The sequence below is a fragment of the Vineibacter terrae genome (assembly GCF_008039615.1).
GTDB classification, from domain to species: Bacteria; Pseudomonadota; Alphaproteobacteria; order Reyranellales; family Reyranellaceae; genus Vineibacter; species Vineibacter terrae.
In genome coordinates this window covers 83,884-98,242 of record NZ_VDUZ01000012.1, presented here as the reverse complement: position 1 = coordinate 98,242, position 14,359 = coordinate 83,884, and the positions used below count along the sequence as shown (strand labels likewise).

General features: G+C 68.4%; 14 protein-coding genes. 8 read left to right on the top strand and 6 right to left on the bottom strand.

Annotated features, from left to right (window positions below; genetic code table 11):
* Nucleotides 1-2 precede the first annotated feature (2 nt).
* The 4 genes from FHP25_RS12920 (at nucleotide 3) to FHP25_RS12905 (ending at nucleotide 3,876) form a co-directional block, all read left to right on the top strand.
* Nucleotides 3-953, top strand: a complete 951-nt coding sequence (locus tag FHP25_RS12920) for an ABC transporter permease (RefSeq protein WP_147847344.1) — start codon at nucleotides 3-5, stop codon at nucleotides 951-953.
* Nucleotides 940-1,809 (top strand): ABC transporter permease, encoded by an 870-nt coding sequence (locus FHP25_RS12915; RefSeq protein WP_147847343.1) that lies wholly within the window; start codon nucleotides 940-942, stop codon nucleotides 1,807-1,809. The genes FHP25_RS12920 and FHP25_RS12915 overlap by 14 nt, the downstream gene beginning before the upstream one ends.
* Before the next feature lie 97 nt (nucleotides 1,810-1,906).
* On the top strand, nucleotides 1,907-2,902 hold the full coding sequence (locus FHP25_RS12910) for an ABC transporter ATP-binding protein (protein WP_147847342.1): 996 nt from the start codon (nucleotides 1,907-1,909) through the stop codon (nucleotides 2,900-2,902).
* On the top strand, nucleotides 2,899-3,876 hold the full coding sequence (locus tag FHP25_RS12905) for an ABC transporter ATP-binding protein (RefSeq protein WP_147847341.1): 978 nt from the start codon (nucleotides 2,899-2,901) through the stop codon (nucleotides 3,874-3,876). The genes FHP25_RS12910 and FHP25_RS12905 overlap by 4 nt, the downstream gene beginning before the upstream one ends.
* Here FHP25_RS12905 and FHP25_RS12900 read toward each other — a convergent pair.
* From FHP25_RS12900 to FHP25_RS12885, 4 genes are all read right to left on the bottom strand, one after another.
* Entirely contained in the window at nucleotides 3,873-4,196 is a 324-nt protein-coding gene (locus FHP25_RS12900) for a hypothetical protein (RefSeq protein ID WP_147847340.1), read from the bottom strand. The two genes, FHP25_RS12905 and FHP25_RS12900, sit on opposite strands and share 4 nt — an antisense overlap.
* An 83-nt stretch (nucleotides 4,197-4,279) precedes the next feature.
* Complete coding sequence (locus FHP25_RS12895; RefSeq protein ID WP_147847339.1) at nucleotides 4,280-5,287, bottom strand: adenosine deaminase; 1,008 nt, start codon at nucleotides 5,285-5,287, stop codon at nucleotides 4,280-4,282.
* Between the two features lie 147 nt (nucleotides 5,288-5,434).
* The gene (locus FHP25_RS12890) at nucleotides 5,435-6,640 is read right to left on the bottom strand and encodes a CaiB/BaiF CoA transferase family protein (protein WP_178133487.1); all 1,206 of its coding nucleotides are present in this window, start codon (nucleotides 6,638-6,640) and stop codon (nucleotides 5,435-5,437) included.
* A 174-nt stretch (nucleotides 6,641-6,814) separates the two neighbouring features.
* Nucleotides 6,815-8,137 (bottom strand): tetratricopeptide repeat protein, encoded by a 1,323-nt coding sequence (locus FHP25_RS12885; protein ID WP_147847337.1) that lies wholly within the window; start codon nucleotides 8,135-8,137, stop codon nucleotides 6,815-6,817.
* Between the two features lie 229 nt (nucleotides 8,138-8,366).
* Between FHP25_RS12885 and FHP25_RS12880 the strand changes: the two genes are divergently transcribed.
* Nucleotides 8,367-9,740 (top strand): esterase-like activity of phytase family protein, encoded by a 1,374-nt coding sequence (locus FHP25_RS12880; protein ID WP_147847336.1) that lies wholly within the window; start codon nucleotides 8,367-8,369, stop codon nucleotides 9,738-9,740.
* A 707-nt stretch (nucleotides 9,741-10,447) separates the two neighbouring features.
* Nucleotides 10,448-10,669: a hypothetical protein gene (locus tag FHP25_RS12875; protein WP_147847335.1), complete on the top strand. Its 222-nt coding sequence runs from the start codon at nucleotides 10,448-10,450 to the stop codon at nucleotides 10,667-10,669.
* Nucleotides 10,670-10,794: 125 nt separating this feature from the next.
* On the opposite strand, the gene FHP25_RS12870 is transcribed toward FHP25_RS12875, so the two are convergent.
* Nucleotides 10,795-11,124 carry a DMT family transporter gene (locus FHP25_RS12870; protein ID WP_147847334.1) on the bottom strand — a complete coding sequence of 110 codons (330 nt, stop codon included), beginning with the start codon at nucleotides 11,122-11,124 and terminating at the stop codon, nucleotides 10,795-10,797.
* 74 nt (nucleotides 11,125-11,198) lie between these two features.
* On the opposite strand from FHP25_RS12870, the gene FHP25_RS12865 reads away from it, so the two are divergent.
* Both FHP25_RS12865 and FHP25_RS12860 read left to right on the top strand, forming a co-directional pair.
* Nucleotides 11,199-12,086 carry a LysR family transcriptional regulator gene (locus FHP25_RS12865; protein WP_147847333.1) on the top strand — a complete coding sequence of 296 codons (888 nt, stop codon included), beginning with the start codon at nucleotides 11,199-11,201 and terminating at the stop codon, nucleotides 12,084-12,086.
* 90 nt (nucleotides 12,087-12,176) lie between these two features.
* Entirely contained in the window at nucleotides 12,177-13,409 is a 1,233-nt protein-coding gene (locus FHP25_RS12860; RefSeq protein WP_147847332.1) for a YbfB/YjiJ family MFS transporter, read from the top strand.
* On the opposite strand, the gene FHP25_RS12855 is transcribed toward FHP25_RS12860, so the two are convergent.
* Nucleotides 13,358-14,173, bottom strand: a complete 816-nt coding sequence (locus FHP25_RS12855) for an N-acyl homoserine lactonase family protein (RefSeq protein ID WP_147847331.1) — start codon at nucleotides 14,171-14,173, stop codon at nucleotides 13,358-13,360. The genes FHP25_RS12860 and FHP25_RS12855 overlap by 52 nt on opposite strands.
* Between the last annotated feature and the right edge of the window lie 186 nt (nucleotides 14,174-14,359).

The window sequence follows — 14,359 nt, the reverse complement described above, 5'->3', positions numbered from 1 at the left end:
GCATGGCCCGTTTTATCGGCCGGCGGCTGCTCTATCTGCTGCCGGTCCTGCTTGCCGTCAGCCTGCTCACGTTCCTGATCGCCTCGCTGCTGCCGGGCGATCTCGCCTACGCCATCCTGGGCGATCAGGCGACGCCGGAGAAGCTCGCGGCGCTGCGTGCCAAGATGGGGCTCGACCTGCCGATCTGGCAGCGCTACCTGCACTGGCTGTGGGGCGTCCTGCAGGGCGACCTTGGCCGGTCATTCCGCACCGGCGAGATGGTGCTCAACGCCGTGCTCGATCGCCTGCCGGTGTCGATCGAGCTCATGATCATGGCCGAGGTGATGGGGCTCATGATCGGCATTCCGCTCGCGATCCTGTGCGCGGTGAAGAGCGGCAGCGCGATCGATCGCTTCTTCACCGGCTTCGCCTTCGCCAACCTGTCGCTGCCGTCCTACATGGTGGCGATCCTGCTGATCTTCCTGTTCGCGGTGCAGTTCAACTGGCTGCCGGCGACGGGCTGGGTGCCGTTCAGCGAGGATCCGGTCGGCAACCTGCGCAGCTTCGTGTTGCCGGCGCTGACGCTTGCCTTCGCCGAATGGCCGGCCCTGATGCGGGTGCTGCGCTCCGACATGATCGCCACCCTGCAGGAAGACTACATCGCGATGGCCAAGGCCAAGGGGCTGCGGCCGGCGCGCATCCTGCTGGTCCATGCGCTGAAGCCCTCGTCGCTCACCCTGGTCACGATCACCGGCATCAACATCGGCCGGCTGATCGGCGGCGCCCTGATCGTCGAGACGATCTTCGCGCTGCCCGGCATCGGCCGGCTGCTGGTGGGCGCCATCTACGCCCGAGACTTCATCATCCTGCAGGGCGTGGTGCTGTTCGTCGCCGCCGGCTTCGTCATCGTGAACTTCATCGTCGACATGCTCTACGGCGTGCTTGATCCGAGGATCCGCCATGGCCGTGCTTGAGATCGACGGCGACACCGCGCTGGCCTCACCTGTCGCCAAGCGCCGCAAGCTGGGCGGCCTCTTCCTCTGCGCCGTCGCCTGGGTCCTGCTGATCGGCCTGGCGGCGGTGTTTGCCACCATTCTGCCCATCGCCAGCCCCACCGACATGGACATGCTTGGCAAGCGCGCATTGCCCAGCGCCGAGCATCTGCTGGGCACCGACAGCCTGGGCCGCGACATACTCTCCCGCCTGATCTACGGCGCCCGCGTCTCGCTCACGGTCGGGCTGCTGTCGTCGGTGATCGGCGTCACGATCGGCGGCGCGCTGGGCATGCTGGCAGGCTACTTCCGCGGCCGCCTCGAGACCCTGACAGTTGGCGGCGTCGACGTGCTGCTGGCCTTTCCGCCACTGGTCTTCCTGCTCGCCGTCCTCGCCTATCTCGGGCAGACGGTCCTGAACATCACCCTGGTGATCGGCGTGCTGAGCATCCCGGCGTTCACGCGCGTCGCCCGTGCCGTCACCCTGTCGCTCAGCGAGCGCGAATTCGTCGTCGCCGCCCGCGCCCTTGGCGCCACGCACGGCCGCATCCTGCTGCGCGAGCTGCTGCCCAACGTCTCGCTGCCGCTGGTCGCCTTCTTCCTTCTGGGGGTCGCCGTCACCATCGTGGTCGAGGGTGCGCTGAGCTTCCTGGGGCTGGGCGTGCCGCCGCCGGCGCCAAGCTGGGGCAGCATGATCGCCGAAGGCCGCGAGAGCCTGGACATCGCGCCATGGCTCGCCTTCCTGCCGGCGGGCACGATGTTCATCACCGTGCTGGCCTTCAACATCATCGGTGACACGCTGCGGGCGCTGACCGACCCGCGGCCGGGGGCCCTGTGAGGAGGGTGAGCTCATGTTTCGGACCGCGCGCGTCTACGCGCGCTCATGATCCGGCGCCGCTGAACCGGTGCGCGCGTGGACGCGCGCGGTCCAAAACATGACCAGCCAGCCACTGCTCTCCGTCGAGGGCGTGTCGGTCGAGCTGCCGACGCCGCGCGGCCGGCTGCTGGCGGTCGACCAGGTCGATCTCAGCCTGGCGCCGGGCCGCACGCTGGGCATCGTGGGCGAGTCGGGCTGCGGCAAGACCATGCTGTCGCGCGCCATCCTGCAGCTGCTGCCCAAGCGTGCCGCGCTCAAGGGCCGGGTCATGTTCGACGGACAGGACATGGTGCGCCTGTCGCCGGAGGCGCTGCGCCGGCTGCGCGGCCCGTCGCTGGCGGTCGTCTTCCAGGACCCGATGACCTCGCTCAACCCTGTATTGACCATCGGCACGCAGCTGATCGAGACCCTGCAGGCCCATCTCGGCATGGACACGGCGGCCGCCACCAGGCGCGCCGCCGAGCTGCTGGCGGCGGTCGGCATCCCGGCGCCCGAGCAGCGGCTGCGGCAGTACCCGCACCAGCTCTCCGGCGGCATGCGCCAGCGCGTGGCCATCGCGATCGCGCTGTCGTGCGAGCCCAAGCTGCTGATCGCCGACGAGCCGACCACGGCGCTCGACGTCACGGTGCAGGCGCAGATCCTCGACCTGCTGGCGCGCGAGCAGCAGCGCCGCCACATGGCGATGATCCTGATCACGCATGATCTCGGCGTCGTCGCCGGCCGCGCCGACGAGGTGGCGGTGATGTATGCCGGGCGCGTGGTCGAGCGCGCGCCGACGCCATCGCTGTTCGCCGGCATGCGCATGCCCTACACGCAGGCCCTGCTGGCCGCGATTCCCAAGCTCGATTCGCCGCCGCATACGGCGCTGCCGGCGATCGCCGGGCGGCCGCCCGATCAGACCCGGCCGTTGCCGGGCTGCTCCTTTGCGCCGCGCTGCCGCCATGCCGACGACCAGTGCCGCGCCGCGAAGCCGCCGCTGGCCGACAGTGGTCCCGCCGGCAGCCAATACGCCTGCTGGCATCCCCTGCAACCCGCGCCGATGCCGGAGGCATGATGGCCGGCGTGAAGAACGGCAAGCTGCTGGAGGTCGAGAACCTCGTCGTCGAATACCCTGTCGGCAGCAAGACCGTGCACGCCGTCAGCGACGTGAGCCTGCATGTCGACCGCGGCGAGACCCTGGGCCTGGTCGGCGAGTCGGGTTGCGGCAAGTCGACCTTGGGCCGCGCCGTGCTGCAGCTGCGCCGGCCGACCGCCGGCCGGGTGGTGTTCGACGGCACTGACCTGACCCGGTTGGGCGGGGAAGCGTTGCGCCGCATGCGCCGCCGGCTGCAGCTGATCTTCCAGGACCCGATCGCATCGCTCAACCCGCGCCGGCGCATCGCCGACATCATCGCCGAGCCGCTGGTGATCGCCGGCATCAAGGACCGCGCCGAGCGCGACAGGCAGGTGCGCGCGGTGATGACGGCGGTCGGCCTCGACCCCGATACGGCCGGCGGCCGCCTGCCGCACGAGTTCTCGGGCGGGCAGTGCCAACGCATCTGCATCGCCCGCGCCCTGGTGCTGGAGCCTGAGCTGGTGATCTGCGATGAGCCGGTGTCAGCGCTCGACGTCTCGATCCGGGCCCAGATCCTGAACCTGCTCGAGGACATGAAGCGCCGCTACGGGCTGACGCTGCTGTTCATCGCGCATGATCTGGCGGTCGTGAAAGCCGTGAGCGATCGGATCGCGGTGATGTATCTGGGCCGCCTGTGCGAGGTCGGCCCGACCGAGCAGATCTTCACGCGTCCGGCGCATCCCTATACCGCGCTGCTGCTCGATGCGATCCCGGTGCCGGATCCGACGATCCGGCCCACCGTCAACATACCGATCGGCGAACCGCCGTCGCCGATCGCACCGCCCTCGGGCTGCCGTTTCCGCACGCGCTGCCCGCGGGCCGACCAGCGCTGCGCCGACGAGGTGCCGCCGCTGCGGCCGATCAGCGGCGGCCAGCTCGCCGCCTGCCATCACCCGTTGACCGGTTCGAGCTAGCGATAGCGGCGCGCATTGATCTCATAGCTCACGCAGCGATCGTAGGGAGTCGTGCCGGGTGTCAGCCCATAGGAGTAGCAGGCGGCCTGCGAATCGGTGACGAGCGCTGATTCGGTGTAGTCGGCTGCCATACGGCCGCGGCGGCGGGCATCGGCTTCACGGACGACGCAGTTGTCGTAGCCTGTCGTGCCCGGCGTGAAGCCGTAGCCCTGGCAGACAGTGTCGGCACCGGCTGGCACGACGACGGTTCTCGTCTCGCGAACCGTGCACGCACCCGCCAGGGCGCACGTCAGCAGGGCTGCGCAAAGCCCTTTCAGCATGGTTGCCTCCTGATGCGTCGGGACATGCAGGTCCCGCATCAAAAACGCGCTACGGCGCGGGAGGTTGCACGCGCGCTGATGGTTCAGGGCGGCGGCCAGGCCGCATCGAGGTCGTGCAGACAGCGGCGGCGCTGCGCGTCGTCGATGAAGGCGGCAACGAAGCCGTTGCGCACCAGGCGCCGCTGCTCGGCCGCGCTGAGGCCCAGCGCCGCCGCGCTCTGGGTGTAGTTGGCGTTCACGTAGCCGCCGAAATACGGCGGGTCGTCGGAGTTGACCGTCACGCACAGGCCGGCCTGCAGCAGGCGACGCAGATTGTGCTGCGCCAATGCGGGGAACACCTTCAGCATCACGTTCGAGAGCGGACAGACGGTGAGCGGCACGCCCTGCTCGGCCAGGCGCCGCACCAGCGCCGGCGACTGCTCGCAGCGCACGCCATGGTCGATGCGCTCGACCTTCAGCACATCGAGCGCCTCGACGATGTAGTCCGGCGGCCCTTCCTCGCCGGCATGCGCCGTCAGGTGCCAGCCCCAGTCGCGCGCCTGATCATAGACCTGTGTGAACTTCGATGGCGGGTTGCCCTTCTCCGGTCCCTCCAGGCCCAGCGCCAGGATCCGGTCGCGCCAGGGCTGGGCGGACCGCAGCACCGCGAGCGCCTCGTCCTGGGATTCGTGGCGATTGAGTCCCAGGATAATGCCGCCGGTGATGCCGAACGCATGCCGCGCGTCGTCGAAGGCTGCCAGCGCGCCGTCGAGCACCGCGCCGAACGGAACACCGCGCGGCGTGTGGCCCTGCGGCAGGAGGTGGGCCTCGACATGCACGACATTGTCGCGATGGGCGCGCGCCAGGTAGGCGTGGGTCAGGTCGTAGAAGTCGCGCTCGGTGCGCAGCACGCTCTGGCCGGCCCAGTAGAGCTCGAGGAACTCCTGCAGGTCGGCGAAGTCGTAGGCGGCCCGCAGCTCATCGGCGTTCGCGTAGGGGATCGTGACCTGGTTGCGCGCGGCCAGCGCCAGCAGCATGTCCGGCTCCAGCGAGCCTTCCAGGTGGATGTGCAGCTCGGCCTTGGGCGCAGCCTCGACAGCGGACAGGGTCATGGCAGCCTCCGGAATGGGCGGCAGTATAGCCCTTTCCGGCGCGTTTCAGCCTGTCATCCCGAGCGCAGCGAGGGATCTCCTGCGAGGGACGCACGGTGCGCCATTCGCGGGAGATCCCTCGCTACGCTCGGGATGACAGTGGCCGTGCTAGCCCTTGGTGCCGTCGCGGGTGGCGCCGGTCGCGAGCATGGCGTCGATCTCGGCGGCCGAGAAGCCGGACTCGCGCAGGATCTCGACGCTGTGCTCGCCCAGGCGCGGCTGCAGATAGCGGATCTCGCCCGGCGTGCGGCTGAAGCTCGGCGGGATGTCGGGCATGCGCAGCCGCCCCTCGGTCGGGTGATCGACCTCCTTCCAGAAGCCGGTGGCCTGCAGCTGCGGATCGTTGAACAGATCCTCCAGGGTGTTCACCGGCCCGTGCGGCACGTTGGAGTCCTTCAGCAGCGCGACCCATTCGGCGTTGGTGCGGGTGGCGCAGATCTCGGCCAGCGTGGCGTACACCACCTCGACGTTGGTCAGGCGGGCCTCAAGCGACTGGAAGCGCGGATCCTGCATGATGTCGGACCGGCCGACGAGCTGGCAGAACTCGTGCCAGTTGGCATCGTTGTAGGGCAGCAGCGCGAAGAAGCCGTCCTTCGACGGATAGGGCCGGCGTTCCTTGTTGAGGACCCGCTTGTAGCCTGCGGTGTCGATCGCCGGCACGAAGCTCTCGCCGTAGAGATGCTCGACCATCACGTAGGAGACCAGGCTTTCGAACATCGGCACCTCGACCGCCTGGCCCAGGCCCGATTTCTCGCGCTCGTAGAGCGCCGCCAGCACGGCCGCGACCACGGCGTTCGAGCTGGTCTTGTCGGCGACGATCGTGGGCAGGAAGCGCGGCGCGCCCGCCACCACGGTCTGCAGCGACGCCAGGCCGGAGCCGGCCTGGATGATGTCGTCGTAGGCCGCCTTGGGCCCCATCGGCCCGGCGGCGCGGTAGCCGTAGGTGGCGACGTAGATCAGCCGCTTGTTGACCTTCTCGAAGGCCTCGTAGGGCACGCCCAGGCGCGCCGCCGGCTCGGGCCGGTAGTTGTGCATCAGCACATCGGCGGTCTTGGCCATGCGGAACAGGGCAGCGCGGCCGTCCTCCTTCTTGAGGTCGAGCACGATGCTGCGCTTGTTGCGATTGCAGCCCAGGAAGAAGGCCGCCATGTTCTTGTTGCGGCGCGGGCCGAGCTGGCGCGTGGTGTCCCCTTCCGGCGATTCGATCTTGATGATATCGGCACCGAGGTCGCCCAGCTGCTGGGCCGCCCACGGCCCCAGCACGACCGAAGTGCAATCCAGAATCCGCACACCTGCCAAAGGCCCAGCCATCATGTCCCTCCTCGCCGCACCCGCCGGATGCCAGCGGCGCGGCCGCACCATAGGGCGTAGGCGCCCCTCCGACATCCCGGGATATACGATGTCTGGCTTGCAGGACAGGGTGGCGGCACGGCGGCGGCAGCCGCCTGGTCAGGTCCTCCGGACCCTGCCCGCGGCCTCGGGAAGAGGCTACGCCGCCAGCGCCGCCTGCCGATAGCGGCGCGCCAGGGGAGAGCGCGGCCGGCTCATGCTGCGCTCGCTCGCCAGGGCCGCGAGCAGGCCCTTGTCCCCGGCGCGGCTGGCGGCCTCGATCAGGGTCAGGTCGAGCAGGTCGCGCTGCGCATGGCTGCCGCCAAAGCGGTGCGCCAGCGGCCGCAGGTGCTGCAGCCTGTCGATGGCGTCGCGATAGCGGCCGCGGCCGAAGGCGATCAAAGCCTCGGCCACCGGCAGGCCGACCTCGCGCGCCATCGCGCCATTGCTGATACCGGCGGCAGCCGCCGCGCTGCGCCGCAACGTGGCGTATTGCTGCGCGATGCGCGCCTCGTCGCCGACACCGACAAAGGCCATCACGGCATGGACGTCGTTGAAGGCATAGACGCCGTCATCGATCATCGGCGTCCAGGCGTCGGCAATCTCGTCCCAGCGCGTGCCGACATCATGGCCGCGCAGCGTCAGGCGCCACAGCAGCGCCGCGGCGTCGATCAGGTCGAGCGCGGTGGCGGAATGCTCAGCGCGGATCGGCCCGTCGTAGAGCGCCAGCACGGCATCAAGGTGATCGAGCTCCAGCTCGTAGACCGCAAGATGCCACCAGTTGTGCACGTCGAAGAACGAATCGGGCGCCCAGTGCGCGCTGCTCGACGACAACCACCGTACGCCGTCCTCCGGACGGTTGCGCATCTCCAGCACATGGGCCACGGCGTGATAGCCCCAGCCGTCGCGCGCATTCAGGCTCACCGATTCGCGGCCGCGCTCCTCGGCACGATCGTACTCGCCCATCTCCTCCAGGCCGAAGGCATGCATGCCGATCACCGCGTGATAGCCGGGATCGGTCTTGGTCCAGGCATGCAGGCGCCGCGCGACGCGATCGCGCAGGTTGCGTGCATCGCCACGCATGAAGTCCATCAGATGCGCGACCTGCAGCGCCAGGACGTCGCGCGGATGCTCGACCAGCAGCCCCTCCCATAGATGCGCCGCGCGCTCGTAGGCGCCGGCCACCAGCGCTTCCAGGGCCGCGACGTGCTGGCGCTCGCGGGCATTGGCGGGCAACGCCCGCGCCGCCTCGAGCGACAGGCCGGCTTCGCGCAGGCCCGGCGCCTCGAGGCTGGAGCCGTAGAGATAGCCGCGCAGCACGTGGCCCATGGTGAGATCGGGCCTGGCCTGCAGCGCCGCCTCGATGGTGCCGGCGGGATTGCCGACATAGCACTGGAATTCCGCCAGGGCCGCCTCGAAGCCGTCGACGGCGGCCGCGTCGGCGCCGGTCATGGCCAGGCCGCGGGCATCGTTTGTGGTCATGGTTCTGCTCCCCCTGCTGGATCGAAACCGAAGGCCGCCCGATGGAGCGACCTGACCGCAACAGACACTTCAGGTGCGCATTTCATTCCCATGGCGTGCGCACCAACGCCCGACGCCACCCCGATCGGCCCTGTCCACGGCACCGTCGCCGTTCCGCCACCACCGTGTAACCGGCACGTCATGCCGTCTTCCTACACCGGCGTGCGCACAGCGCGACCAAGGGGGTGAGATGAGACTGAGCCACACGCGCCTGATCGGGGCGCTCCTGATCGGAACATCGCTGGCCGCGGCGCCGGCCCTGGCCAAGGACTATCCGGCCGAGCTGGCGGGCCATGCCGTGCTGCCGGCGGCCACCTTCGTGCCGCCGCCGTCCGACGCACCCGAGAGCCTGGCGGTCTCGGGCCGTTTCGCCGAGCCGGCCAAGGGCCGCAACGAGACCGTGGGCTCGATCAAGGGCACGTCGTTTCTGTCGGACAAGACAGCGCCGCGCGAGACCGGCCTGTCGCTGCCCTTCAAGGGCCAGCCCGTGCAAGGCTTCTCGGGCATCAAGACGCTGGCCAATGGCAACTTCATCGTCCTGACCGACAACGGCTTCGGCAGCAAGGCCAACTCGTCCGACGCCATGCTGATGTTCCACGAGCTGAAGGCCGACTGGACAGCCGGCAAGGTCGACCGTGTCGGCACGAAGTTCCTGCATGACCCCGACCGCAAGCTGCCCTTCGTGATCGTCAACGAGCATACGCCGCGGCGCTACCTCACCGGCGCCGATCTCGATATCGAATCGATCCAGCCGATCGGCGACAGCCTGTGGTTCGGCGACGAGTTCGGGCCGTACCTGGTGCGCACCGATCTCGACGGCAAGGTGACCGGCTTCTTCGAGACCAGGGTCGACGGCAAGGTCGTGCGCTCGCCCGACCACTACGGCATGACGACGCCGGCCGTGCCGGGCGCGGTCACCTTCGAGGTGCGCCGCTCGCGCGGCTTCGAGGGCATGGCCGCCGCCGTCGACGGCAAGCTCCTGTATCCGCTGCTGGAAGGGCCGCTGTGGGATGCCGCCGCCAAGACCTGGGAGATGAAGGACGGGCGCGAGTATCTGCGCATCCTGGAGTTCGATGTCGCCAGGGGCGCGTACACCGGCCGCTCGTGGAAGTACCGCCTGGAGCTCAACGACAACAACATCGGCGACTTCAACATGATCGACGCCGCCACCGGCCTGATCATCGAGCGCGACAACGGCGAGGGCGATCCGGCGACGGCCTGCAACGGGCCGGCCCGGCCCGATTGCCAGAACGTTCCGGCCAGGTTCAAGCGCATCTACAAGATCGACCTCACCCAGGCCGACGCCGAGGGCTTCGTGAAGAAGGTGGGCTACATCGACCTGATGCGCATCGCCGACCCCAAGAAGCTGGCGCGCACCGCAACACGTGACGGCGTCTTCACCTTCCCGTTCGTGACCATCGAGGACGTGGCCATCGTCGACGCCGACCACATCATCGTCGCCAACGACAACAACCTGCCCTATTCGTCCGGCCGCCAGATCGGCAGGCAGGACGACAACGAGCTCATCCTGCTGCGCGTGCCGGAGCTCCTGCGCGCGCAATAAGCGGATGCGCCACACCGACCCGTCGGCGCCAATACCGTCACCGCGAAATGCGTGACAAGAACGACAACAATGACTGAAAGTCGCGCATGCGCCGGCAGCGTGCGCGACTTTCGTGGGCGGCAGGACGGTCGCGGTCATGAATCGGCCCGGCAGGTGTGAACACGAACTTCCCGGTGCATATGCGCACCGCCGCGCACAGCGACAACGGAACGAAAAGCGGCGAAGGAAATTTTTTATCGCGCTGTCATTCCAAGCCCTGCGGGGGATCTCCCGCGAATGGCGCGCCGTGACAGGTAATGGTGAGAACTATGTTTACGCCATAGCACCATGAGGTTGGCGGCGCCTGTCCCCAGGAAAGCAGGCTTTGCCGGCGCGGCCCGATCTGCTATTGGGAGCGCAGACGACGCTTTTCATCACGCTGCATTTCTGCCCGCCATCCGCGGACCTCCGGGTCGGCACGTATTTCCGTGCCCAGAAGCCCCGGAGACCATCATGCACCATAAACGCAAGAAGCCGCGCACGAAGAGCCGCAGCGTCGGCGCCTTCCTGTCTGGAACGCCCGCGCATTGGAATATCCTGTTTCACAACAGGCCCCGCCGCCGACGCAACGCGAAGGGCCTGCAACGCGTGCATCGCGGCGACGATCCTGACGCCCTTGTCTGGGACCTCGGAAACAGTCGCCCACACAGGTACTACTGGTAAATGAGATGACTGATATTTCAACCGACCATGGCAGTGTGCTGCCGCCAGACGCAGCGGCGCTCGTCGTCGATGCGTCTGGCGACATCTCGTTCCTGTTGCCTGACTATCCTGCTACCGCTGAGGTGCCGCGCATGGTCCAGCTGCTGGCGGCCGTGCTGCTGCGATCCAGGGATGAGGAATGGGTCGAGGAGATGCTTGCCGACCTGGCAGACGCACCTCGATCATAGACGGTTGATCGTATCGTCAAACTCGACGGCGGAACGAAATTGCTACCTCTGTTTCCGCCCGGCGGGCACCTGATTAGGGCGGGGCTTGAGCCGAACCACTGTCGCCGCCTCTGCGGCGGCAGCCCTCAATGCGGCACCGACTTGGAGAAGAGGTTCACCACGACGACGCCGGCGATGATCAGTGCCATGCCGATGATCGCCGGCAGGTCCAGCGCCTGCCGGAACCAGAGCAGGCCGACCAGGGCGATCAGCACGATGCCGACGCCGCTCCAGATGGCATAGGCGATACCCACGGGGATCGTCCGCAATGTCAGCGACAGAAAGTAGAAAGCCACGCCGTAGCCGACCACGACGATGATCGACGGCACCAGCCGGCTGAATTCCTCGGATGCCTTCAGCGCCGAGGTCGCGATCACCTCGCTGACGATGGCGATGCCGAGATAGACGTAGCTCATCGGAAATCTCCAGATGCCTTTTCCGACGCGACCATATATCATTAATTCCGATAGGTAAGCGGTGGAGGCGTCCGATGGACGCGGCGGATCTCAGGATTTTCGAAGCGGTGGCGCGGCTGGGCGGCATGAACCGCGCTGCGGCTGAGCTGAACACCGTGCAATCGAACGTCACGGCGCGCGTGCGGCTGCTCGAGGACGAGCTGGGCACGCCGCTGTTCCATCGCCACAGCCGCGGCGTCGCCCTGACGCCGGCCGGCCAGCGCCTGCTGCCCTACGCCGAGCGCATGGCGCAGCTTCTCGTCGATGCGCGCCGCGCCACCGTCGATGACGGCACGCCGCGCGGCCCGCTGGTCATCGGCGCGCTGGAGACCACGGCGGCGCTGCGCCTGTCGCCGCTGCTGTCGAGCTATGTCACGGCCTGGCCGGAGGTCGACCTGGCGCTGCGCACCGGCACCACATGCGAGCTGGTCGAGCAGGTCGCGGCCCACCAGCTGGAAGGCGCGTTTGTCTGCGGCCCTGTCGATCATCCCGAGCTGGCCGGCGAGGCCTTGTTCCGCGAGGAGCTGGTGCTGGCCACGGCCCGCGGCGTGCGCACGCTCGACGCCCTGATCGGCGAGGGCGACCTCAAGATCGTGGTGCTGCGCGCCGGCTGCTCCTATCGCCAGCGGCTCGAGGATATCCTGGCCCGCCGCGGCGCCGTCGGCGCACGCCTGCTGGAGTTCGGCACCATCGAGGCCATCCTGGGCTGCGTCGCGGCTGGCCTGGGCGTCACCTTGCTGCCGCGCGCGCTGGTGGCCGGCTCGCGGCATGGCGAGCGCATCGCCCTTCACGCCCTGCCGGTGCACGAGGCCCATGTCGAGACGCTGTTCATCCGCCGCCGCGACAGCCACGTCTCGAGCGCGCTGCGCGCTTTCCTGGACCATGTGCGGCCGCCGCTGCTGCACGCCCAGGCAGCTGAATAGATATCTGTAACTCAGATATATTTTATCATCTCAAACCGTTTTTTATGAGATCTCTGCTGCCCTAGATTGGCGCCATCGAGGGAGCGGCTCATGGCGCAGGTGGCGGCACTTTCCAATCGGGTCAACGTCGCGCGCGCGGTAGCGGCAGGACTGAGCGCCAGCCTGGTCGGCATCGGGCTGTCGCGCTTCGCCTACACGCCCCTGATCCCGGCGCTGGTCGCGGCGGGCTGGTTCTCGCCCGCCGACGCCGCCTATCTCGGCGCCGCCAACCTGGCGGGCTATCTCGGCGGGGCGCTGGCCGCCCGCCACCTGGCGGCCAGGATCTCCGCCCGCAGAACCATGCGCATCATGCTGGCATCGGCCGTCCTGGCCTTCTTCGCCTGCGCCGCGCCGTTCTCTTTTGCCTGGTTCTTCGTCTGGCGCTTCATCTCGGGCTTCGCCGGCGGTGCCGTGATGGTGCTGCCGGCCACCATGGTGCTGCCGCACGTGCCGCCAGCCCGGCGCGGCCTGGCCAGCGGTGTGATCTTCGCCGGTGTCGGGCTGGGAATCGCGGCGTCGGGCACGCTGGTGCCGCCGCTGCTGCGCTGGGGGCTGGTCGAGACATGGTGCGCGCTGGGCATCCTGGCGCTCGCTCTGACCATCGCGGCGTGGAACGGCTTCCCGGACGCGGCGGCCCAGCCCGCCGCCCATTCGTCGCCACGTGTCGAGCGGCGCGCGGCGCCAACGCTGAAGGCGCTCTACCTCGAGTACGCGCTGAATGCGGTGGGCCTCGTGCCGCACATGGTTTTCCTGGTGGATTTCGTGGCCCGCGGGCTCGGCCACGGGCTCGACGCCGGCGCCCGGTGCTGGGTGCTGTTCGGACTGGGTGCGACCGTCGGCCCGGTGCTGGCCGGCCACCTCGCCGATCGCATCGGCTTCGGGCCGGCGCTGCGGCTGGCCCTGCTCGTCCAGGCCGGCGCCATCGCGCTGATCGCCGTATCCAGCACCGCCGTCGCGCTCGGCCTGTCGAGCCTGATCGTCGGTGCGTTCGTGCCCGGCATCGTGCCGCTGGTGCTCGGCCGCACGCAGGCGCTGGCGTCGCCTGATGACGACGCGCGCCAGGCGGCGTGGAGCACCGCGACCACGGCGTTCGCCGTCGGGCAGGCGGGCGCCGCCTATGCGATGTCCTTCCTGTTCGCGCACGGCGGCAGCCATGTCCTGCTGTTCGGCATTGGCGCCGCTGCCTTGGTGCTGGCCCTGATCGTCGATGTGGCGGTCGGCGGCCTGCGTCCTCAGTCGAGGCGCACCGCCCAGCCGGCAAGCTCCGGCGTCGATGCCGGGTAGCGTTTCATCACCTCGGCGTCGTGGCCGGGCACGACCATCTCGACGCGGCCGCCGGCCAGCGCCTTCAGCTTGTCGTAGCCGCTCAGCATGTCGGCGACGCTGAAGACGATCGCGAACAGCTTCTCGTCGTGCAGGCCCCAGTAGTAGTGGCTGGCGTCCGAGGCCAGCACCAGCCAGCCATTGCGCGTCCAGATGCGCACCGATTGGATGCCGGCCGTATGGCCGCCGATATGGTGCACGCTGAGGCCGGGCACGATCTCCTCATCGCCATCGTGGAACACAACACGATCGCCGTAGAGCGCCCGCACCATGGCCACGACCTCCTCGACCTCGTAGGCGTGGCGGAACGTCTTCTTGGTCATGTGCCGGCCGGTGACGAAATTCATCTCCTTGTCCTGGATGTGGAACCGCGCCTTGGGGAACATCGCCCAGCCGCCGACATGGTCGTAGTGCAGGTGGGTGATGACAACGTCCTGGATCTCGTTGGGCTCGATGCCGAGATCGCGCAAGGTGACAGCCGGGTCGCGCAGCATCTTGCGGCCGCGGCGCGCGCCGACCTCGGCGCTGAAGCCGGTGTCGATGACGACCGGCCGGGCGCCGATCATCCGCCGTCCGTCCTCGCCCAGGGGGATTGCCACCCACACGAAATAGTCCATCGGCCAGTCGGCGTCGTGTGGATCGGCCATGATCTGCACCTCATGGCCCTTGCGCGGCAGATGGGCGTACTTGCAGGCATGGACTTCGTAGGTCGGCGGATTGGCCATGGCGCTTCCTCTGCGTCAAGGATCATCTAACGTGGATGCATCATGGTGAGCTCAGGCAAAAGCTGCGCATTTCGGAATCGAACCATGAAGCATCCGCACGATTGTCCGTGCGACGCCTCCATGGTTCGACAAGCTCACCATGAAGGCTCGAGAAAAATCGAGGACCGCACTTTCGTCGGCGACCGG